Origin of the sequence: Cryobacterium tepidiphilum, assembly GCF_003716325.1 — a bacterium.
Lineage (GTDB): Bacteria > Actinomycetota > Actinomycetes > Actinomycetales > Microbacteriaceae > Cryobacterium > Cryobacterium tepidiphilum.
Genome location: NZ_RDSR01000008.1, coordinates 1 through 20246, shown reverse-complemented (window position 1 = coordinate 20246; position 20246 = coordinate 1). Strand labels below are relative to the sequence as shown.

General features: G+C 70.9%; 19 protein-coding genes. 9 read left to right on the top strand and 10 right to left on the bottom strand.

Annotated elements, in window-relative coordinates:
- Window positions 1–46: 46 nt before the first annotated feature.
- Genes EEJ31_RS06495 through EEJ31_RS06485 form a run of 3 tightly spaced genes read left to right on the top strand, consistent with a single transcriptional unit; the run spans window position 47 to window position 3279 of the window.
- Window positions 47–1750 (top strand): cytochrome c biogenesis protein DipZ, encoded by a 1704-nt coding sequence (locus EEJ31_RS06495; RefSeq protein WP_123045493.1) that lies wholly within the window; start codon window positions 47–49, stop codon window positions 1748–1750.
- Window positions 1751–1783: 33 nt separating this feature from the next.
- On the top strand, window positions 1784–2383 hold the full coding sequence (gene sigK, locus EEJ31_RS06490) for an ECF RNA polymerase sigma factor SigK (protein ID WP_123045492.1): 600 nt from the start codon (window positions 1784–1786) through the stop codon (window positions 2381–2383).
- A complete protein-coding gene (locus EEJ31_RS06485; RefSeq protein WP_123045491.1) occupies window positions 2380–3279 on the top strand; it encodes an anti-sigma factor in 900 nt (299 codons plus the stop codon). The genes sigK and EEJ31_RS06485 overlap by 4 nt, the downstream gene beginning before the upstream one ends.
- 4 nt (window positions 3280–3283) lie before the next feature.
- Here the strand turns inward: EEJ31_RS06485 and EEJ31_RS06480 are convergent, their stop codons facing one another.
- Entirely contained in the window at window positions 3284–4039 is a 756-nt protein-coding gene (locus EEJ31_RS06480; RefSeq protein ID WP_123045490.1) for a gamma-glutamyl-gamma-aminobutyrate hydrolase family protein, read from the bottom strand.
- A 237-nt stretch (window positions 4040–4276) separates the two neighbouring features.
- On the opposite strand from EEJ31_RS06480, the gene EEJ31_RS06475 reads away from it, so the two are divergent.
- The 5 genes from EEJ31_RS06475 (at window position 4277) to EEJ31_RS06455 (ending at window position 9309) form a co-directional block, all read left to right on the top strand.
- The gene (locus EEJ31_RS06475; protein ID WP_123045489.1) at window positions 4277–6328 is read left to right on the top strand and encodes a TPM domain-containing protein; all 2052 of its coding nucleotides are present in this window, start codon (window positions 4277–4279) and stop codon (window positions 6326–6328) included.
- 63 nt (window positions 6329–6391) lie between these two features.
- Window positions 6392–7126 (top strand): PspA/IM30 family protein, encoded by a 735-nt coding sequence (locus EEJ31_RS06470; RefSeq protein ID WP_123045488.1) that lies wholly within the window; start codon window positions 6392–6394, stop codon window positions 7124–7126.
- 102 nt (window positions 7127–7228) lie between these two features.
- On the top strand, window positions 7229–8074 hold the full coding sequence (locus EEJ31_RS06465; protein ID WP_123045487.1) for an arginase family protein: 846 nt from the start codon (window positions 7229–7231) through the stop codon (window positions 8072–8074).
- Window positions 8075–8093: 19 nt separating this feature from the next.
- On the top strand, window positions 8094–8906 hold the full coding sequence (locus EEJ31_RS06460; protein WP_123045486.1) for a crotonase/enoyl-CoA hydratase family protein: 813 nt from the start codon (window positions 8094–8096) through the stop codon (window positions 8904–8906).
- A 28-nt stretch (window positions 8907–8934) separates the two neighbouring features.
- The gene (locus EEJ31_RS06455) at window positions 8935–9309 is read left to right on the top strand and encodes a Fe-S oxidoreductase (protein WP_123045485.1); all 375 of its coding nucleotides are present in this window, start codon (window positions 8935–8937) and stop codon (window positions 9307–9309) included.
- A 16-nt stretch (window positions 9310–9325) separates the two neighbouring features.
- On the opposite strand, the gene EEJ31_RS06450 is transcribed toward EEJ31_RS06455, so the two are convergent.
- The 9 genes from EEJ31_RS06450 to EEJ31_RS06410 all read right to left on the bottom strand — a co-directional run bounded on the left by EEJ31_RS06450 (window position 9326) and on the right by EEJ31_RS06410 (window position 19238).
- Window positions 9326–10411 carry a hypothetical protein gene (locus EEJ31_RS06450; RefSeq protein ID WP_123045484.1) on the bottom strand — a complete coding sequence of 362 codons (1086 nt, stop codon included), beginning with the start codon at window positions 10409–10411 and terminating at the stop codon, window positions 9326–9328.
- Window positions 10412–10615: 204 nt separating this feature from the next.
- Window positions 10616–11422: an ABC transporter ATP-binding protein gene (locus EEJ31_RS06445; protein WP_123045483.1), complete on the bottom strand. Its 807-nt coding sequence runs from the start codon at window positions 11420–11422 to the stop codon at window positions 10616–10618.
- Window positions 11422–12453 (bottom strand): FecCD family ABC transporter permease, encoded by a 1032-nt coding sequence (locus EEJ31_RS06440; protein WP_123045482.1) that lies wholly within the window; start codon window positions 12451–12453, stop codon window positions 11422–11424. Before EEJ31_RS06440 ends, EEJ31_RS06445 begins: the two co-directional genes overlap by 1 nt.
- Window positions 12450–13481, bottom strand: a complete 1032-nt coding sequence (locus EEJ31_RS06435) for a FecCD family ABC transporter permease (RefSeq protein ID WP_123045481.1) — start codon at window positions 13479–13481, stop codon at window positions 12450–12452. The genes EEJ31_RS06440 and EEJ31_RS06435 overlap by 4 nt, the downstream gene beginning before the upstream one ends.
- A gap of 33 nt (window positions 13482–13514) precedes the next feature.
- A complete protein-coding gene (locus tag EEJ31_RS06430) occupies window positions 13515–14558 on the bottom strand; it encodes an iron-siderophore ABC transporter substrate-binding protein (RefSeq protein WP_123045480.1) in 1044 nt (347 codons plus the stop codon).
- 86 nt (window positions 14559–14644) lie between these two features.
- On the bottom strand, window positions 14645–15592 hold the full coding sequence (locus tag EEJ31_RS06425) for a siderophore-interacting protein (RefSeq protein WP_123045479.1): 948 nt from the start codon (window positions 15590–15592) through the stop codon (window positions 14645–14647).
- A 196-nt stretch (window positions 15593–15788) separates the two neighbouring features.
- Window positions 15789–17279, bottom strand: a complete 1491-nt coding sequence (locus tag EEJ31_RS06420; protein WP_123045477.1) for a catalase — start codon at window positions 17277–17279, stop codon at window positions 15789–15791.
- A gap of 16 nt (window positions 17280–17295) precedes the next feature.
- The gene (locus tag EEJ31_RS06415) at window positions 17296–17766 is read right to left on the bottom strand and encodes a Fur family transcriptional regulator (RefSeq protein WP_123045475.1); all 471 of its coding nucleotides are present in this window, start codon (window positions 17764–17766) and stop codon (window positions 17296–17298) included.
- A gap of 41 nt (window positions 17767–17807) precedes the next feature.
- Window positions 17808–19238, bottom strand: a complete 1431-nt coding sequence (locus EEJ31_RS06410) for an amidase (RefSeq protein ID WP_123045474.1) — start codon at window positions 19236–19238, stop codon at window positions 17808–17810.
- 56 nt (window positions 19239–19294) lie between these two features.
- Here EEJ31_RS06410 and EEJ31_RS06405 point away from each other — a divergent pair, with 56 nt between their 5' ends.
- Window positions 19295–20134 carry an SDR family NAD(P)-dependent oxidoreductase gene (locus EEJ31_RS06405; protein WP_123045473.1) on the top strand — a complete coding sequence of 280 codons (840 nt, stop codon included), beginning with the start codon at window positions 19295–19297 and terminating at the stop codon, window positions 20132–20134.
- The last annotated feature ends 112 nt before the right edge of the window (window positions 20135–20246 follow it).

The following is a 20246-nucleotide window of genomic DNA, read 5'->3' as shown; positions in this document are numbered from 1 at the left end:
CATTCCGCGACGGCGACGAACTACTCCCGACCCAGGAGGACAATCAATGCTCGCTCTCATCGGCTTTATCGGTGGCCTGATCACGGGCATCTCGCCGTGCATCCTGCCGGTACTCCCCGTTATCTTCTTCTCGGGGGGCGTGCAGGGCGCGCGTTCGCAAGACGGCCTTCCCGGCGTCTCGCGCTGGCGGCCCTACCTCGTCATCCTCGGCCTCATCACCAGCTTCAGCCTCGTCACGCTCGTCGGCTCCGTGCTCCTCAGCCTCCTCGGGCTGCCCCAGGACGTGCTTCGCTGGGCCGGCATCGTCGTGCTCATCCTCATCGGCGTTGGGCTGATCGTTCCCGGCTTCCAGCACCTCCTCGAGAAGCCGTTCTCCCGCATCCCGCAGAAGGCCGTGGGCACCGACCGTGGCGGTTTCCCCCTCGGCCTCGCGCTGGGGGCCGTCTATGTTCCGTGCGCGGGGCCGGTGCTGGCCGCCATCACCGTCGCGGGGACGACCGGGCAGGTGGGAGCCGGCACCATCGTGCTCACTCTCTCGTTCGCCATCGGCGCCGCGGTGCCGCTGCTGGTCTTCGCTCTCGCCGGGCGCAGGGTCGCCGAGCGGGTGAAGAGCTTCCGCAAGCGCCAGAAGGCCATCCGCATCACGGGCGGCATCGTCATGATCGCCCTGTCCGTTGGCCTCATCCTCGACGTGCCGCAGCTGCTCCAGCGCCTCGTGCCCGACTACACCAGCGGGCTGCAGAACCAGATCGCAGAGTCGTCGGAGGTGCAGGACGCCCTCACCCTCGGCGGTCTGGTGAACGACGAGAACAAAGACCTCGACAAGTGCACCAACCACGCCACCGAACTGCAGCGGTGCGGCACCGCGCCCAGCATCACCGGAATCCAGGAGTGGTTCAACACGCCAGGCAACAAGCCCATCGACCTCGCCTCGCAGCGCGGCAAGGTCGTGCTCGTGGACTTCTGGGCCTACTCCTGCATCAACTGCCAGCGCTCCATCCCGCACGTCGCCGCCTGGTACGACACCTACAAGGACGTCGGGCTGCAGGTGATCGGCATCCACTCCCCCGAGTACGCCTTCGAGAAGGAACCCCGCAACGTCAAAGCGGGGGCGAAGAGCCTCGGCATCCATTACCCGGTCGCCATCGACAACAACCTGTCCACCTGGACCAACTACCGCAACCGGTACTGGCCGGCCAGCTACCTCATCGACGCCGAGGGCGTCGTGCGCAACATCTCGTTCGGGGAAGGCGACTATGACAGCACCGAAAAGCTGATCCGCGAACTGCTGAAGGACGCCGACCCCGGCGTGCAGCTGCCGCCGCCCACCGACACGCCGGACGAGACCCCCAGCGGGCCCCTCACCCGTGAGACGTACCTCGGCGCCACGAAGCAGGTGAACTTCGCCGGATCCGAGCCGTACCGCCAGGGAAGCGGTTCCTTCACGCTCCCCGACGCGCAGCCCGAGAACACGTTCGCCCTGGGCGGCGACTGGAAGCTGGATTCGCAGTCGATCACTCCCGAGGGTGACGATGCGCGCATCCGCTTGTCATTCACGGCCTCACATGTGCAGATGGTGCTCTCGGGCGAAGGCACGGTGACCGTGACGGTGGCGGGAAAGACGACCACGGTGCCGGTGACCGGAACCCCGCGGGCGTACGAGATCTTCACGGCCGACACCGCGGCCACCGACACCTTGGCGGTGAGCGTTTCCCCGGGGGTCGCCGCCTATTCCTTCACGTTCGGATAGACCGGCGGGAGAACCACAATGCAAACAGCTGTCATGCTTGAACTCGTGACAACCTACAGAACCCCGGAGCCGGCACCGCCCGGAATCGAGTCGACCCTGGAGGGTCTCATGGAACAGATAGCCCACGGCGACCAGGAGGCGTTCTCCGAGCTGTACGACCGCACCGCACCGCGAGTCCTCGGACTCGTCGAACGGGTGCTCGTCGACCACTCGCAGTCGGAGGAAGTCGCCCAGGAGGTCTTCCTCGAGATCTGGAAGGATGCCGCCCGGTTCGACACCCGGAAGGGCAAGGCCCTCAGCTGGATGCTCACGCTCGCTCACCGACGTGCCGTCGACCGGGTGCGCGCCTCGCAGTCGGGCCGCGAGCGGGACGAACGCATCGGCAAGCGCGACGCTGAGACCGGGTACGACAACGTCAGCGAGACCGTGGAGATCAGGATCGAACACGAGAGGGTGAAGCGAGCCATGGCGGTGATCAGCGAGCTCCAACGTGAAGCGATCAGCCTCGCCTACTACGGCGGTTACAGCCAACGCGAGGTGGCGGAGATCCTCGCCGTTCCTGTGGGTACGGTGAAAACCAGGCTCCGGGATGGAATGGCCAGGCTCCGCGATGAGTTGGGAGTGGCATCATGACCAACGACGACAGCTTCGACCCCGGCGCCCAGGAGCTCAGCGGCGCCTACGCGCTCGACGCGGTGAGCCCCCAGGAGTCGGCCGACTTCGAGAAGGCCAGGCGGGCATCCGCCGACGTCGACCGTGAGGCCGACGAGTTCGCCGAGACCGCGAGCCTGCTCGGGCTCGCCACGACCCCGGTCACCCCGTCGGCGCGCATGAAGAGCGACCTCATGGCGAAGATCGCGGTGACCCCGCAGCGGAGCGCATCGCCCTCGCATGCGGCGGACGAGCCGGCCACGGCCGGTGTGGCAGCCGACACCAGCGACGCTGTCCAAGCGGATGCCGTCACGACGACCGGCGGCGACGTCGCCCGCCGGGGTCTGCGGCACCTCCCCCGCCCCGAAGATCGACCGGGCGCCGCGCCCGCCGCGTCCCGCGGTCGGCTCTCGCAGTTCCCGCGCCCGCTGCGTTACCTCGCGGCCGCGGCGGCGGCCGTGGTGCTCTTCGTCACGGGCGGCCTCGTCGGGACCTCGCTGACCGGCGGCACGACCGCGAACGTCAACCAGGCGGCATCCGCCCTGGCCGACATCATGGCCCAGGACGACGCGCAGAAACTGTCGCAGCCCATGGGCGACGGAACAGCCACCCTGGTCTGGTCCGGTTCGCTCGGTCGTTCAGCAGTGCTCGTGGAGGATCTCCCGGCCCTCTCCGATGACAAGGTCTACGAGGCCTGGTACATCGACGGTTCCGGCGCCCGCGCCGCGGGCACGTTCCGGCCGTCGGCGGACACGGCGACCTGGCACGTGCTGGACGGCACCATGACGAGCGGGTCCGCCGTCGGGGTGACCGTGGAACCGGAGGGCGGCTCGGAGCAGCCGACCACCGACCCGGTGCTGGTGATGAAGCCCGCCTGAGCGGTCAGGCGGCCACGCTTTCCGCTGCGACCTGCTCGCCGAGCGCCTGCAGGAGCAGCGGAAGGTGGTGCGCCGCAGCCCCGGGCGCCTCGGGGTGCCACTGCACGCCGATGATCGGCGCCGACACGTGCTCGAGGGCTTCGATGATGCCGTCGGGTGCGACGGCCGCAGGCACCAGGCCGACCCCGACCCGGGCGACCGCCTGGTGGTGCGCGCTCTCCACGAGGATCGTGGAGCCGCCGTGGATGCCCGCGAGCCGACTGTCGTCGTGAAGCGTCACGGCGTGCGTGGCCAGCACCTGCTCGATGGGCACGAACGCGTTGCGGTGGATCCCGCCGTCGCCGATGTGCTGGTCGACGGTTCCGCCGAGCGCGACGTTGATGACCTGCAGGCCCCGGCAGATGCCGAGGAGCGGCGTCTGCTCCGCGAGCGCGCGGCGCACGACGGCGATCTGCCCCTCGTCGGCGGCCGGGTAGTGCCGGGTCTCCCCCTCGTATCCGCCCTGCCCGCCGTAGAAGTGGGGCGCGAGGTCCTCGCCGCCGACGATGACGATGCCATCGGCATCGGCGGTCGCCTCCAGGAGCGCGGCGAGCGTCACATCCGCTGCCGCGTGGCGGCTCACCTGCCAGCCGCCCTGCCGGGCGTCGCTGAGCACGCGCCCGACCAGGGTCTGCACCTTGGCGTGGTACGCCGGCTGGTCGGGGCGATGCGCGGTGACCTCGACGACGGCGAGGCGCGGTGCGCCGGCAAGGGCGTTCATCGGTCCTCCATCCGCGCGTGTGGGTCGGTCCAGTCTCGCGTGCCGGCGACGGATGTCGCATCCGTCCGCGTAACAGACTGCAATGTGAGCGACACGCGGGTTGAACGCCGCTGCGCGGGCTGAATTCAGCCCGCGTAACGGCGTTCAACCCGCGCAGCGCCTGGAGAGCACGGCAGTGGACTCCGTCACAGGGTCGCCCTAAGCTCGGCAGCAGGGCTTGGACCGAAAGGGTGGCGAATGCGGGGACGACTCGGAGCGGGGCTTCTGCTGGCGGTGTGCCTGGTGGGTGTGCCCACGGCGGCCCACGCGGAAGACCCGGTGCAGTTCGGCGCCGACCACATCCTCGACAAGGCCGGCGTGCTCGGCGACCGGGCCGATGAGGTCGAGGCGGCCATCAGCACGCTGTACGACGAGACCCGCGTCGACCTCTTCATCGCCTACGTCGACAGCTTCACCGGTGTCGACGACAGCCAGCGCTGGGCCGACGTCACATTCGACAGCAACGGCATGGGCGCGTCCGACGTGCTCCTCGCCGTTGCCGCGGGCGACCGGCAGTACCAGCTCTCCGTCGCCCCCGACTTCGCCCTGACCGACGCCCAGCTGGCTGAGGTGGAATCGGTGGCGATCGAACCGGCGCTGCACGAGAACGACTGGGCCGGCGCCGGCATCGGCGCTGCCGAGGGTCTCGCCGCGAGCCTGCAGGGGCAGCCTGTCACGACCCCCGACATCACCCCGGGCGAGGCCGCCCCGGCGCCGTCGTCCGGCGGGGGCGGCTGGGGCGTGTTCTGGCTCATCGTTGTGGCCGCGATCGTCATCGGCGCGATCATCTTCTTCGCCCGCCGCGGCAAGAAAGCGGCGGCGGTGTCGAAAGCGCCGGCGGGTCCGCCACCGGTTCCCACCGACACGCTGCGCCAACGCGCAGGACGAGCCCTCGTCGAAACGGATGACGCGGTCAAGACCAGTGAGCAGGAGCTCGGTTTCGCGGTGGCGGCGTACGGCACCGACTCGACCGCGCCGTTCCGCACCGCGCTGGCCACGGCGAAGGGCCAGCTCCGCGACGCGTTCACCCTGCAGCAGAAGCTCGACGACGCCGTGCCAGACACCGAGGCCCAGCAGCGCGACTGGTACCAGCAGATCATCGCCCTGTGCGAGAAGGCCAACGACGAACTCGACGAGCAGGCGGAAGCGTTCGACCAGCTGCGCGCGCTGGAGAAGAACGCGCCCGCAGCTGCGGCATCCGTTGCCCAGGAGGCGGACGCGGTGGAACCGGGCATCGCGGATGCCGAGAAGAAGGTGCACGCCCTCGCCGCAGGCTACTCGGACGCGGCGGTGGCGACCGTGGCCGACAATCCGGAGCAGGCCCGGGAGCGCCTGGTGTTCGCGCGCGACACCCTCGAGAAGGCCCAGGCCAGCCTCGCCGGCGGCGACACCAGCACGGCAGCGGTCGGGATCCGCGCGGCGGAGGAAGCGGTCGACCAGGCGAAGCTGCTCGTGCAGGCCGTCGACACGCTCGGCGCCTCGCTGCAGAAGGCGGCGCAGGGCGTGATGGCGACGATCGCCGACCTGGAGACCGACCTCGTGAGCGCACGCGCGCTCGTCAGCGGCAACCGGGTGCCCGTCGATGCCGCGGGAGGAATCTCGGGCGTGGTCGCCACCACCCAGCATGTGGTCGACGAGGCCAAGAGCGCGCTCGCGAGCGGGAAGACGAACCCGCTCGACCTCGTGCAGCGGCTGCAGGAGGCCAACACGCGCATGGACGCCGTGCTGAAGGGCGTACGCGACGCGGAGGTGCAGGCGCAGCGCACCCGGGAGGCGCTGAACCAGACGTTCATCTCGGCCGACAGCCGCGTGAGCGCGGCGGAGGACTTCATCACCGCCCGCCGGGGCGCGGTCGGCCCGGAAGCGCGCACGCGCGTCGCCGAGGCGCGGCGGCTGCTCGGGCAGGCGCAGGCGGAGGCCCGCACCGACCCGGCGCGTGCGCTCACGACGGCGAACCGGGCGAACTCGCTCGCAGCGGATGCGGCGCAGCTCGCCCAGGACGACGTGGCCGGTTTCGGCGGGTTCGGGCAGGCGGGCTACGGACCGGTGGGCTACGGGCGCGGCGGCTATGGCGGCGGGGGCGGCGGCATGGGCGCCATCCTCGGCGGCATCCTGATCGGATCCGTCCTCGGCGGTGGTGGCGGGGGCGGCGGCATGTTCGGCGGCGGGGGCGGCGGCGATTTCGGCGGCTTCGGCGGCTCGGGAGGATTCGGCGGCGGGGGTCACCGCGGCGGTGGCGGCAGGTTCTAACCGGCACGGGCGACGCCCGGCGCCGGTGTCTTACAGGTAATACAACTCGAAGGGAAACCCACAATGGTCAAACAGTCCATCTTCGGTCGGATCGCACAGCTGGCGAAGGCGAACATCAACGCCATGCTCGACTCGGCCGAAGACCCCAAGCTCATGCTCGACCAGATGGTGCGGGACTACACCAACAGCATCGCGGAGGCGGAGAGCGCAATCGCCGAGACGATCGGCAACCTGCGCCTGTTGGAAGACGACCACCGTGAAGACGTGGAGACCGCCGGCGAGTGGGGCCAGAAGGCCCTCGCCGCGAGCCGCAAGGCCGACGAGCTGCGGGCCGCCGGCAACAGCGCCGACGCCGACAAGTTCGACAACCTCGCCAAGGTCGCCCTCGGCCGGCAGCTCGACTCCGAGAACGAGGCGAAGGCCGCGGAGCCGCGCATCGAGTCGCAGACCAAGGTCGTGGACCAGCTCAAGGACGGCCTCAACAAGATGAAGGAGAAGCTGAACCAGCTCTCCTCGAAGCGTGATGAGCTTGTCGCCCGGTCGAAGACCGTGCAGGCGCAGACGCAGGTCATGGACGCGGTGAAGAGCATCGACATCATGGACCCGACCAGCGAGGTGAGCCGCTTCGAGGACAAGATCCGGCGCGAGGAGGCGAAGGTTCGCGGGTCGCAGGAGCTCGCGGCGTCGAGCCTCGACGCCCAGTTCGAGAGCCTGGATGACATCGGCGAGCTGACCGAGGTCGACGCCCGGTTCGCCGCCCTGAAGGCCAACTCCTCCTCGGGCGCCATCGAGAAATAGCCGCGCCCCATTTCACGCGAAACCGTAAGTCGTGGTCGCTATTCCTCGCGGATAACGACCACGACTACGGTTTCGCGTTGCGTTCGCGGGCATACTGGTGGAATGTCGCCCCGTTTCGTCGTCGTTCCGCAATGGCAGGGATCGGCTTCGGCCCGGGCAATGCGCCTGATCGACGGCGCCGAGGCCATCCGCGGTGATCTTCCCGCCTCCCGAACCCGTGTCGTCGACGTTCCAGCCGAGGCCGGCGACGGCCAGGGGACCGGGGTGCAGCGGTTCTCGGCGCTCGCGACCACGCGCGAGCGGCTCGCCGCGGAACTCGCTGCGGCATCCGCCGGCGACGACCCCGACTGGGTTCTGACCGTGGGCGGCGACTGCGGCGTCTCGCTGGCCGCCGTCGAGAACGCGGCCGCGCGGCATCCCGACGACCTGGCCGTCGTGTGGTTCGACGCCCACCCCGACCTCAACACCGCCGCATCATCGCCGTCGGGCGTGTTCGGGGGCATGGTGCTGCGGGCGATCCTCGGCGACGGATGCGACGGCCTCGCCCTCCGCGAGGGAACGGTGCCGCCGTCGCGCGTGGTGCTCGCGGGCGCCCGCGACATCGATCCCGGCGAGGAGGAATTCATCGCCGGGCACGGCATCCGTTGTATCGAGGCGGGCGACGTGTCCACGCCCGACGCCCTTGTCGAGGCGGTGCGCGCCACGGGCGCCCGGCACGTGTACGTGCACGTCGACCTCGACGTTCTCGACCCGGCGGATGTGGCGGGCCTCGCGAACCCGGTGCCCTTCGGCATCCGCGTGCCCGACCTCGTGGCGGCGATCACGGCCCTCACGCAGGAGTTCCGCGTGGCCGGGGCGACCCTCGCAGGCTTCTCGCCCGCCAGCCCCGACGCGGCGGACGACGACCTGCCCGCCATTCTGCGCCTCATCGGCGCCCTCGCCCGCTGACCCCGCCCGAGAGGACGACATGAGCAACGAACCGACGGATGACCGGGCAACGGATGCGCGCGTGCTCACCGAGCGGCAGGGGCACGTTCTCCTCATCGGGCTGAACCGGCCCGACAAGCGCAACGCGGCCGACTTCGCGATGCTCCAGCAGCTTGCGCTGGCCTACGGCGAGCTGGAGCGCGACCCCGAGCTGCGGGTGGGGTTGGTCTACGCGATCGGCGAGCACTTCACCGCCGGCCTCGACCTGGCCGACATCGGGCCGCGGCTCGGGCCGGACGGCGTCGAATTCGTGCCCGACGGCGGCATCCACCCGTGGCAGGTCGACGGGCGCTCGCTCAGCAAGCCGGTGGTCATCGCCGTGCAGGGCACCTGCCTCACCCTCGGTATCGAACTCATGCTGGCCAGCGACGTGTGTGTCGCCGCCGCATCCACCCGGTTCGGGCAGCTCGAGGTCGCCCGCGGCATCCTTCCGTTCGGCGGCGCCACCATCCGGTTCCCGCGGATCGCGGGCTGGGGGAACGCGATGCGGTGGATGCTCACCGGCGACCTCTTCGACGCCGAGGAGGCGCGGCGCATGGGGCTCGTGCAGGAGATCGTGCCCGACGGGTCCCAACTCGAGCGCGCCCTCGAGCTCGCCCGACGGATCGCCGCCCAGGCGCCGCTCGCGGTGCAGGCGACCCTCGCCAACGCGCGCACCGCGGTGCGTGACGGCGACGCGGCCGCCGAAGCGGGCCTGCAACCGGCGCTCGCCCGGCTGGCGGCATCCGCTGATGCCCGCATCGGCATGGAGGCGTTCATCACCCGGAAGCCCGCGGAGTTCATCGGTCGCTGACGGCCGCCGGCCGACTTAGGCTGGGTGCGTGCGCCGCATCCTCTTCGACTCCCCGCTCAGCCGTGCCGGCTACCTCTACGCCACCTGCGTGGGCCTGGCCTGGGGTTCCATCTGGAGCACGGGGCGGGTCGAACGCCGCGACGGCCTCGTCGTGTTCCGCGGCATGCCGAACTGGACGTTCGGCCGCGGCGGCTCCTGCGTGGGCGGCTGCTACCTCACGAACCAGAATGTGTCAGCGGATGTCCTGGAGCACGAGGCCGTGCACAAGCGCCAGTGGCAGCGCTACGGCATGCTCTTCCCCCTGCTGTATCTGCTCGCCGGGCGCAACCCGCTGAAGAACCGGTGGGAGATCGAGGCCGGCCTCGAGAAGGGCGGCTACCTGCGCGCCGGAACCGGGCGCTGACCGGGCGCGTGCCGGGTCACTCGGACGCGGGTGTCCACCCCTCGTCCTGGTCGCGCCGCCAGTGCTCGGCGCCGGACTCCTCCCGGGTGACGTCGGCCAGCCAGAAGGTCAGGTCGGGGTCCCACCCGGCGAGCACGCTCATCCGTTCGTCGACGGGGATCGCCCGCCCGGCCGTGGTGAGGTAGCCGGCCACCGTGAGATGGATGCCGTCGAACTCCTCCGCAACGCGCGACCAGTCGGGGATCACCCAGCGACCGGCCTGGCCGGTGGTGCGGTACCAGTCGTGCCGCCGGGAGGCGGTCACCTCGAGCGGATGGCGCCGGCACAGCGCCGCCCAGGCGTCGGGGCCGTCGATCTCGTAGATCCGCGCCTCCCGGGCCACGTGCACGCGCTGCGCCGTGGCCGTCTCCCACCCCATGCCGTCTTCGACGAGCCACAACGCGACGGGCCCGAGGCCCTCCAGTCGGCGGCTGGTGCGGGCCAGTCCGCTCGGCGGCTTCGACCACCACGTTCCGGTCCACGGCGAGCGCGGATCGGTCGGCCGCTCGCGGTGCGCTCTCGCTTCCTCGTCGGCCTGGGCGCTCCGCCACCGTTCCAAGACAGCGGCTGCCGGCTGCTCGGTTCCGCGCTCCGCGTCTGTGCCTGCGAAGGCGACCGACCACTGCGCGGGGTCGACGGATGCGCTCCACCAGTCGATCGCGGGAACTGTCACCAGCGCCGTGGCGACGCGGGCCAGCCCGGCCTGCAGTTCCGGGGCCGCGGCGAGGATGTCCTCTCCGGCCGGCTCCTGCCAGTAGCGGGCGCTGTCGACCGAGGCCGCGAGCGCGGACAACAGCTCGCGCCCCGTCGGGTCGGCGAACGGCACGGCGTCGAGCCGGGCTGCGACATCCGCTGTTGAAAATCGCGGCGGATCGTCAGCGCCGGGCCCGAACATCACTCGGGAGGTTCCCCGGCCGGGATCGAGGTCGTACGCGGCGTGGAACACGCCCTGGAACAGCTCGGCCGACGCGCCCTCGCCGTACCGGGACCCGCCCATTGCGGCCTCGAGGCAGAGCCGCCGTCCCCGCGGCCCCTCCAGCAGTGCGTCCGCATCGATCCCCATGTCGCCGACCCTACCGGAGCTCGCAATGCCCGCGCTCGCGCGGCGAGCTAACCCCGTGAGTGCGGCCTAACTGCCGCCTCCGTGCTCGGCAGGCGGCAGAAACCCCGCACCCGCGACGGTGACCGGTCCGCGGGTGCGGCCCAACTGCCGCTCGCGTGCTCGGCAGGCGGCGGAAACCCAGCACCCGTGACGGTGACGGGGATCTCAGGCGGGGACCTTGGGCACCACGAGCGGTGTGCCGGCCTCCGGGTCGGGGATGATCACGCACGGCAGGCCGAAGACCTCCTCGACGAGCGCGGCGGTGAGCACCTCGCGGGGGTCCCCCTCCGCGACGATCCGCCCCTCCTTCATCACCACGAGGTTGGTGGCGTAGCGCGCCGCCTGGTTCAGGTCATGCAGCACGGCCACGAGGGTTCGGCCCTCGGCGTGCAGGCGTGAGCACAGCTCCAGCACCTCGTACTGGTGCGCGATGTCGAGGAACGTCGTCGGCTCGTCAAGCAGCAGCAGATCCGCCTGCTGGGCGAGCACCATCGCGATCCACACCCGCTGGCGCTGCCCGCCCGACAGCTCCGCGACGTACCGGTCGGCCAGCTCCATACTGGCGGTCGATTCGAGCGCCCCGGTGACGGCCCGTTCATCCGCTGCGCTCCACTGCCGCAGCAGCCCCTGGTGCGGGTACCGGCCGCGGGCCACGAGGTCGCGCACGGTGATCGATTCCGGCGCGATCGGGCTCTGCGGCAGCATGGCCAGCTGCCGCGCCACCGCCTTGCTGCGGTAGGAGTCGATGGGCGCGCCCTCGAGGAGCACCGTGCCGGCCTCGGGCTTGAGCGTGCGCGAGAGCGCCTTGAGCAGCGTCGACTTCCCGCAGGCGTTCGGGCCCACGATGATCGTGAAACCGCCGTCGGGAATCTCGACCGAGAGGTCGGGCACAACCACACGGCGATCGTAGGCGAGCCTGAGGCCCAGTCCGGCGAGCCGGCCGGCCGGCTTCGATGCAGCGGATGCCTCCATCAGACGGTTCCCTTCTTCCACTGGGCGACGAGCAGGTAGCCGAGGTAGATCCCCCCGATGACGGCCGTGAGCACGCCGACCGGAAGCTGCACGGCAAACGGCGACTGCTGCGTGAGCAGGTCGGCGAGGGTGAGCAGGAACGCCCCCATCAGCGCCGAGAGCACGAGGTTGGGGCCGGCGCTGCGAGTGAGCCGCCGGGCGATCTGCGGCGCGGTCAGCGCGATGAACGCCACGGGGCCCGCCACACTGACCGCGGCGGTGGCGAGGCCGATCGCGATGAGCACGGCCCACGACCGCGCCGGTGCGCTGCGCGCGCCCAAGGCATCCGCTTGCTCGTCGCCCATCTCCATGAGCTGGAGGCGGCGGGTGGTGAGGAGGGCGCACGGCAGCAGCACCACCACGCTCACCCAGATGAGGGCGGCGTGACCCCAGGTGCGGGAGGCGAGACTGCCGTTCAGGAAGGAGGCCAGCACCGTTGCCTGCTCGACGCCCACCCGGGTGATCGCGTACTGCACGAACGCGAGCGACATGGCCGAGACGCCGATGCCGACCAGCAGCATCCGCGCCGGGGAGGAGAATCCTCGCCCGGTACCCAGCCAGACCAGGGCCATGGCGGCGAGCGCGCCGACGAGTGCGCCGACGGGCAGGGGCAGGATGCCGGTCCAGAGCAGGCCGAACGCGGCCGCGCCGGCGGATGCCCCCGAGGTGAGCCCGATGACGTCGGGGCTGCCGAGTGGATTGCGCGTCACGGTCTGGAACAGCGCGCCGGAGACGCCGAAGGCCGCGCCGGCGGCGATGCCGACGACCAAGCGCGGCCCGCGCAGCACCTCGAAGACGATCGCGTCGGGTCCCGTGCTGTGCCCGAGGATCGCCGGCATCAGGTCGGCCGGGGCGATGCCGAGTCGTCCGAGGGTGAGGCTGAGCAGGGCGATCACGACGATGCCGGCGGCGAGCGCACCGCCGACGACGACGCTGCGGCGCCGCACGGGGAGGCTCAGCCAGCCGCCCAGCCGGAGGGTCGTCGCGCTCATGCGCTGGCCCGCATCCGTCGCACGGCCAGCACCAGGATCGGTCCGCCGATGAAGGCGGTGACCACGCCGACCATGAGCTCGGCCGGGCTGACGAGGATGCGGCCCACGATGTCTGCGGTCAGGAGCAGGGCCGGGCCCACGACCACGCAGTACGGCAGCAGCCAGCGGTGGTCGGCGCCGGTGACGCTCCGCACGATGTGCGGCACGGCGAGGCCGACGAAGGAGATCGGCCCGACGGCGGCGGTCGCGGCCGCGCAGAGCAGCGTCGTGGCGACGGCACCGAGCAGGCGGGTGCGACCGACGTGGGCACCGAGCGCGAGCGCGGTGTCGTCGCCGAGCGCGAGCGCGTTCAGGGATCCGGACAGCGCGAGGGCGAGCACCAGCCCGACCACGATGAACGGGAGCACCTCGACGATGAGGTGGGGGTTACGCCCGGCGAGCGAGCCGATCACCCAGAAGCGGTACGCGTCGAACACGGCGGGCAGGCTGAGGGTGACGGACTGGATGTAGGCGGTCAGCAGCGCCGAGACCACGACGCCGGCCAGCACGAGGCGGACGGGCATGGCCGGGCCCCGGCCGGAGCCGACCAGGTACACGACGACGACGGCGGCGAACGCGCCGGGCAGTGCTACCCAGACGCTGGTGGCGCCGCCCCAGCCGAGGGCGGCGGCGGTGACGATCGCCGCGGCCGCTCCGGTGTTCACGCCGAAGAGGCCGGGGTCGGCCAGGGGGTTACGGGTGAGGCCCTGCATGATGCCGCCGGCCACCGCCAGGGCGGCCCCGACGAGCAGGCCGAGCAGGGTGCGCGGGATGCGGCTGGCGATGACCGTGTCGGCGTAGCTGTTGCCGGGATCCACCAGCGCATTCCACACGTCCACGGGCGGCACGTACTTGGTGCCCACGGCGAGACTGAGCAGGCAGCTGACGCCGAGAATGCCGGCGGCAACCAGCAGCCCGAGCGCCAACTGCGACGCCGGACGGCGGCCGGGGGTGAGCCCGGCCGCCGTTCGCGTCGCTGTGCTGGTCATGGGTGACGTCGCCGGTGCCTCACCGACGTAACGTTACTTGGCGACCTTGGCTACGGCATCCTCGATCTGGGGAATGTAACGGTCGAGCGCCCACGGCACGCTGTACGGCGTGATCATGCTGGAGGCCATGCCAAGCTGGTTGTCGACGCTCGGCACGTACGAGCCGCGCTTGACCGCGGGGATCTGCGCGAAGAGCGGCTGCGCCTCGATGGTCTTCTGGTTCGCGGCGTCGTTGAACCAGGTGAAGACCACGTCGACGTCGTTCAGCACATCGGCGCGCTCCAGGCCCACGGTCGAGGAGAAGGTGCCCTTCGTGATCGGCACGGCCGCGACCGCCTCGTCCATCGTGAGGCCGAGGCCGGAGATGAGGTCCACACGCGGGTCGCCGGCCTGGTACAGCGACAGGGTGCCGGGCTCGGCGGCGTAGACGTAGGCGAAGCTCGTGCCGGTGAACTCCGGGTGGGCGGCCTTGGCATCCCCCAGCTCATTGTTGATGCCGTCGATCAGGTCGGCGGCTTTGTCGCTCTTGCCGAGGGCCTTGCCGATGATGGTGATCTGGTCGTCCCAGCTGGTTCGCCACGGCTCGCCCGGGTAGGCGACGGTGGGGGCGATCTTCGACAGGGTGGCGTACTGGTCGGCGGTGATGCCCGACTGCGGGGCGAGGATCAGGTCGGGCGCGAGCGCCAGCACCGACTCCACGTCGATCTCGGGGTACACGTTGAAGGTGGTGGGCAGCGGATCGCCGGCCTTCTCGATGGCGTCGCGGGTCCAGGGGAAGTACTGGTCCTTGTCGCCGCCCCAGGTCGCGGCCTCCATGCCGACGGGCGTGGTGCCGAGCGCGATGGCGGTGTCGGCCGAGCCCCAGCCGATGGTGACGATCTTCTTGGGCGCGCTGGGGATGACCGCGTCGCCCAGGGCGCTTTCGATCGTCACCGGGAAGGCGCCGTTGTCGGAGGCGGAGGTGTCTGCGGGCGCGGCCGGCTCGGCGCCGCCGGTGCCGGAGCATCCGGCGAGCAGGAGTGCCGTCACGGTGGCGGCGGCCAGGGCGGCGACAGCTCGAACTCGGTTGGTACGCACAGGGGTTCCCTTCGTCTGATGCTGGGGTGGGGTGAGAACGGATGCCGCGTCGTTGCGACCGGCCCGAACGCCGGTGGGTTTTGCGCCTAGTTGGCCTCAGCGCGGCCGTGCCGCCAGTAGCCCATGAAGGCGACCTGCTTGCGGTCGATCCCGGTCTCGGAGACGAGGAACCGGCGCAGCGTCTTGATGACGCTCGCTTCGCCGGCGAGCCAGGCATAGAGGTCGGAGCCCTTCCCGGTGGATTCTGGGACGTCCCAGAGGATGTCGTGCTCGATGTCGACGTCGGCCACCTCGGCGCCCTGGTGCCGATCCGTGATGTACCGGGTGGTCCAGCTGCGCACAGCGGATTCGAGCGCCGAGCCGTGCGAGGCGGCCGCGTTGGCCTGCGCGCGAGTGAGCCAGGTGACCTCCACGCCCTCGGGAGCGCCGGTCTGCATCACGTCGCCGTCGCTCGGCACCTCGATGAAGGCCGAGCCCCGGGAATCCCGCGGCAGGGCGGCGAGGATCGCGCAGATGGCCGGCGCTGCGGTCTCATCCCCGGCGATCAGCACATTCCGGGCGTTGCCGGGGCGCCACTCCACACCCGAGCGGGGGTTTTCGCCGCGGGCGTCGGGGCCGACGACGGTGAGCGGATCGCCGATGGCGGCTCGCCGGACCCACCGGGAGGCGGGGCCGGTGTCGCCGTGGGCGACGAAGTCGATGTCGATCTCACGCGCGGCAGGGCGCACGGCGCGCACCGTGTAGGTGCGAATGGGGTTGCGGTGCGCGTCGGGAAGCTTGCGCCACGCCTCGTACCACGACTCGTTCTCGGGCAACTGGCTGATGCCGACGCCCGGCAGCGGCAGGATGATCTTGACGCGCTGGTCGAGGCCGACGGTGCCGAAGTCGTGCAGTTCGGGGCCTGTGAAAGTCACCCGGGTGAACGTGTCGGAGAGCCGACGGATGCCGGCCACCGTCACCGCGAAGGGTCGGTAGCTCGGTCTCGGCTGCCGTGCGGCGCGCGCAGAAGCCGGGGCGGCAGTCGAAGTAAGCATTACCTAAGTATGGCATGCCTTACCTAAACCTGTCGAGGCACCCACCTCTCGACCCCGCTCGCCCCCGCTAGCCCCCGCTCATGCCGGCCCACGCCCGTGAGGGGCCAACTTCTCCTAGTCGCGGTGGCGGTGCACTAGGAAAAGCTGACCCCTCACAGGACGGCGCGAGCCGAGCGCGCGAGCCGGGGCGAGGGCGCTACTCGGCGACGCCGACGTACTCGGCGGCCTCGTTCGCGGTTTCCGACGTCGACGCGAGGTTGGCGCGGAGGGCCGCGCCGAGCTCGGCGTCGACCTGGGTCCAGTACCAGATAGCGCGCTCGACGATCTCCGGGCGCGTCACGCCGCTGATCCCTCCGGTGATCGTTTCAAGGAATCGCTCCTTGGCGGCAGCATCGAAGACCTCGCGATACAGGGTTCCGGCCTGGCCGAAGTCGCTGTCTTCCGAGTGCAGTGTGGCCGCGGATCGAACCAGGTCGCCGTCCGACTCCCAGCTGCCCTCGCCGGCCGCCGCGGCATCCGCTGTCGGGCCGCCGAAGGAATTCGGGGCGTACACGGGCGTCGAGGCCGGGTTGAAGCCGTGGCGCGCGGCGCCGTCCTGGGAGTAGTTGTGCACCGGGGCCTTCGGCGCGTTCACCGGGAGCTGGTTGAAGTTCGCGCCCACCCGGTACCGTTGCGCGTCGGGATAGGAGAACACCCGTGCCATGAGCATCTTGTCGGGGCTGATGTCGATGCCGGGCACGGTGTTGGCCGGCGAGAACGCCGCCTGCTCGATCTGGGCGAAGAAGTTCTCCGGATTGCGGTTGAGGGTGTGGGTGCCGACCTTGATCAACGGGTAGTCGGCGTGCGGCCACACCTTGGTGAGGTCGAACGGGTTGAACCGGTACGACTTCGCGTCGTCGTAGGGCATGACCTGCACGTGCACGTCCCAGGAGGGGAAGTCGCCGCGCTCGATGGCCTCGTACAGGTCGCGGCGGTAGTAGTCGGCGTCGGCGCCGGCGATGAATTCCGCTTCGGAGCCTTCCATCTCGCTGTTGCCCTGGTTCGAGGTGAAGTGGTACTTCACCCAGAACCGCTCCCCGTCGGCGTTGATCCACTGGTAGGTGTGCGAGCCGAAACCGGGCATCTCGCGCCAGGTGCGCGGCAGGCCGCGGTCGCCCATGACGTAGGTGACCTGGTGGGCGGACTCCGGGGAGAGGGTCCAGAAGTCCCACTGCATGTCGGCATCGCGGAGGCCCGAGCCCGGCAGTCGCTTCTGAGAGTGGATGAAGTCGGGGAACTTGATGCCGTCGCGGATGAAGAACACGGGCGTGTTGTTGCCGACGATGTCGTAGTTGCCCTCGGTCGTGTAGAACTTCACCGAGAAGCCGCGCACATCGCGCCACGTGTCGGGCGAGCCCATCTCACCAGCCACGCTGGAGAAGCGCTGCAGGGTCTCGGTCGTCGCGCCGGGCTGGAACACCGCGGCCTTCGTGAACCGCGAGACGTCTTCGGTGACCACGAACTCGCCGAACGCGCCGCCACCCTTGGCGTGCACGATCCGCTCCGGGATGCGCTCGCGGTTGAACTGCGCAAGCTTCTCGACGAGGTAGCGGTCGTGCAACGCTGTCACGCCGTTCGCGCCCGCCGTGAGGGAGTGGGCGTCGCTGGCAACGGGCGTGCCGGTCTGAGTCGTGGTGCGTTCGGTCATTGTGCTCCTTGTGATTTCAGTGGTCGGTGGGTTGGGCAACGGATGCCTCGGCCTGGCAGGCCGGGCAGACGCCCCAGAATGTGACTTCCGCGGTCTGCACCGTGAATCCGCCGGTGTTGGACGGCGTGAGGCACGGCGCCTCCCCCACGACGCAGTCGACGTCGCCGACGGCTCCGCACCCGGTGCAGACGACGTGGTGGTGGTTGTCACCGATGCGCCGCTCGTAGCGGGCTGCGGACCTGGCCGGTTCGATGCGGCGCACCAGGCCGGCGGCGGTGAAAGCGGCCAGAATGCCGTACACCGACTGCAGTGATGTGCCGGGCAGCTCGGTCTTCACCTGCGCGAAAACCTGCTCGGCGTCGGCGTGCGGCGCAGCGGCGAGGGCACGCCATACAGCGACCCGACCGGCCGTGACCTTGAGGCCCGCCGCCCGGATGCGCTCGGCCGCGCCGTCAGCCGGCGCCGTCGCATCCGTCGTGTCGGTCATCGCTTCAGCCTACAGTTGTTTTGAGTGATTCAAAACAATCGTTACCGAGTGACAGCCGGCACCCGATCCTGCCAACGGATGCGACGTTCCAGCTGGGCGCCGAGGGCCAGCAGCGTCGCCTCCCCGCCCGGGCGCCCGATCAGCTGCACGCCCATCGGCAGCCCGTCCGCGGTCTGGTGCACCGGCAGCACGATCGCGGGGAGCCCGGTGACGTTGATCATCGACGTGTAGGGCGTGTATTGCACCTGCTGGGCGAAGTTGTGCTCGCCATCCGCTTGGTCGTACCAGCCGAGCGGCCTGGGCGTCATCGCCATCGCCGGGGTGAGCACCGCATCGAAACGCGACAGCTGCGCGATGAACGACTGCTCGTAGGCGGCGAGCGCGGCCAGCGCGTCGGCCAGCTGGCGAGCGGTGAGTTCGCGCCCCCGGTGCAGGAGCCAGCGGGTGAGCGGCTCGAGCAGGGACTCCTGCTCCTCCCCCTCGGCGGGGATTCCGGCGGCGCCGGCCTGCCAGAGGGTGCGGAACGCCGGCGCGTAGCTGTCGTCGGGGGTGAGGGCCACTTCCTCAAGTCCGTGTCCGATCGCGGTGAACTGCTGCACGGCGACGTCGAGCGCGTCGCGGGCCTCCGGCGCCAGACCGATCTCGTAGGCGTCGTCCCACGCCGACGTCGTCATCACGCCGAGCTGGTAGCGGCCCTCGCCGTGCACGGCCGCGGCCAGCAGCGGTCCCTCGTCGCCGGCCGGACGCAGGGCGAAGTGGTGGTCGGGGCGACCGCCGAACGGCGCGATCATCGCGTCGAGCAGCAGCGCGGCATCCGCTACCGTGCGCGCCAGCGGGCCGGCGACGACGAGCCCGCCGAGCGACGCGATGCCGGACGACGCGGGGATGCGCCCGCGGGACGGCTTCACCCCGACAAGTCCGCAGGCGGCAGCAGGGATGCGCACGGACCCGCCGCCGTCGGAGCCCGGGGCGAACGGGAGCATGCGGGCGGCCACGGCCACGGCGGCGCCGCCGCTCGAGCCGCCGGCGCCGAGGGCCGGGTCCCACGGGTTCCGCGCCGGCGGACCGGCGAGCGTCTCGGTGTAGGAGGGCAGGCCGAACTCCGGTGCGTTGGTCTTGCCGAGGCTGACGCCGCCGGCGGCGTCGAGGGTGCGTACGAGCTCGTCGGATTCCTCGGGCACGAAGTCGGCCATGAGCCGGGAGCCGAACCGGGCGGGCACGCCCGCCCGCAGCTGCAGGTCCTTGTCGCCGAACGGCAACCCCCAGAGCGACGCGGTGCGGGGAACCTCGGACTCGACCTGGCGCGCCCGGCGGAGGGCGGCATCCGCTGTCACGGTGACGAACGCGCCGAGCGAGGGGTTCAGCGCCTCGATGCGGCCCAGGTAATGCTGCGTGAGCTCGGTCGGCGTGATCTCGTTCCGCTGCAGGGCCTGCCACTGCTCGAGGGCGGTCAGATCGTGGAGGTGGGCCATGCCCCGAGCCTAACCAGCCGCGGCGGAGTGCGGCCATCGCCGTTAGCCTTGGCAGCATGGCTTCCTCGGTGTTCAATCCCATCGGTACGACCGCACTCGTCACGGGGGCCTCCAGCGGCCTTGGACACGCCTACGCGCATCGGCTGGCCCAGCGCGGCGCCGACCTGGTGCTCGTGGCCCGCCGGCAGGAGCGCCTTGAGGCGCTCGCGGTCGACCTCGCCGAGAAGTACGGCACGGTGTCGACGGTGATCCCGACCGACCTTTCGCAAGCGGATGCCGTGGCCACCCTGGTCGAGGACCTGCGGGAACGCGAGGTCAGCGTCGGTACCCTCGTGAACAACGCCGGCTTCGCCACCTGGGGCACCTTCGCCGACCTGGACCCCGAGAGGGAGCGGGACGAGATCGCAGTCAACGTGCAGGCGCTCACGGCCCTCACCCATGCATTCCTCCCGGGTCTCCTGCAACAGGCCGTCGCCGCCCCCGGCAGCGCGGCCCTGGTGAACATCGCGAGCGTGGCCGCGTTCACGCCCATGCCGCACATGGCGGTCTACGCCGCGACGAAGGCCTACGTCTCGAGCTTCACCGAGGCACTCTGGCACGAGACCCGTCGCACCGGGCTCAAGGTGCTCACGGTGTGCCCCGGCCCCGTGCACACCGAGTTCGGCCAGGTCGCGCGGAACGAGGGATTGTCGCCCGGCGGCGGCCTGCTCACCGTCGACAGGGTGATGAACGACACCTTCGCCGCCCTCGACCGCGCCACAACGCCGCCCCGGGTCGTCACCGGCCCCGAGAGCCGCGTGGCCGCCGGGCTTTCCACGGTGCTCCCCCGCCGCCTGATGGCCGCCGCAGTGGGCCGGTTCACCTCGCCCGCGCGCCACCCGAACGCCGGGCTCTGAGCTCACCCCGTACGCATCCGCTGCCGGCCCCCTTTCACCCCGCCCTTTCGTCCCCTGCCGCCACGTTCCGCGAGTGCGGGCTTTCTGCCGCCCCGTGCGCGCGCAGGCGACA

Excerpts from the sequence above, each read along its gene's own strand:
- EEJ31_RS06405 (WP_123045473.1), top strand. The coding sequence starts at position 19,295 with ATGGCTTCCTCGGTGTTCAATCCCATCGGTACGACCGCACTCGTCACG.
- EEJ31_RS06460 (WP_123045486.1), top strand. The coding sequence starts at position 8,094 with ATGAGCAACGAACCGACGGATGACCGGGCAACGGATGCGCGCGTGCTC.
- EEJ31_RS06415 (WP_123045475.1), bottom strand. The coding sequence starts at position 17,766 with ATGACCGACACGACGGATGCGACGGCGCCGGCTGACGGCGCGGCCGAG.
- EEJ31_RS06420 (WP_123045477.1), bottom strand. The coding sequence starts at position 17,279 with ATGACCGAACGCACCACGACTCAGACCGGCACGCCCGTTGCCAGCGAC.
- EEJ31_RS06440 (WP_123045482.1), bottom strand. The coding sequence starts at position 12,453 with ATGAGCGCGACGACCCTCCGGCTGGGCGGCTGGCTGAGCCTCCCCGTG.
- EEJ31_RS06435 (WP_123045481.1), bottom strand. The coding sequence starts at position 13,481 with ATGACCAGCACAGCGACGCGAACGGCGGCCGGGCTCACCCCCGGCCGC.
- EEJ31_RS06495 (WP_123045493.1), top strand. The coding sequence starts at position 47 with ATGCTCGCTCTCATCGGCTTTATCGGTGGCCTGATCACGGGCATCTCG.
- EEJ31_RS06445 (WP_123045483.1), bottom strand. The coding sequence starts at position 11,422 with ATGGAGGCATCCGCTGCATCGAAGCCGGCCGGCCGGCTCGCCGGACTG.
- EEJ31_RS06425 (WP_123045479.1), bottom strand. The coding sequence starts at position 15,592 with ATGCTTACTTCGACTGCCGCCCCGGCTTCTGCGCGCGCCGCACGGCAG.
- EEJ31_RS06410 (WP_123045474.1), bottom strand. The coding sequence starts at position 19,238 with ATGGCCCACCTCCACGATCTGACCGCCCTCGAGCAGTGGCAGGCCCTG.
- EEJ31_RS06475 (WP_123045489.1), top strand. The coding sequence starts at position 4,277 with ATGCGGGGACGACTCGGAGCGGGGCTTCTGCTGGCGGTGTGCCTGGTG.
- EEJ31_RS06465 (WP_123045487.1), top strand. The coding sequence starts at position 7,229 with ATGTCGCCCCGTTTCGTCGTCGTTCCGCAATGGCAGGGATCGGCTTCG.
- EEJ31_RS06450 (WP_123045484.1), bottom strand. The coding sequence starts at position 10,411 with ATGGGGATCGATGCGGACGCACTGCTGGAGGGGCCGCGGGGACGGCGG.
- sigK (WP_123045492.1), top strand. The coding sequence starts at position 1,784 with ATGCTTGAACTCGTGACAACCTACAGAACCCCGGAGCCGGCACCGCCC.
- EEJ31_RS06470 (WP_123045488.1), top strand. The coding sequence starts at position 6,392 with ATGGTCAAACAGTCCATCTTCGGTCGGATCGCACAGCTGGCGAAGGCG.
- EEJ31_RS06485 (WP_123045491.1), top strand. The coding sequence starts at position 2,380 with ATGACCAACGACGACAGCTTCGACCCCGGCGCCCAGGAGCTCAGCGGC.
- EEJ31_RS06480 (WP_123045490.1), bottom strand. The coding sequence starts at position 4,039 with ATGAACGCCCTTGCCGGCGCACCGCGCCTCGCCGTCGTCGAGGTCACC.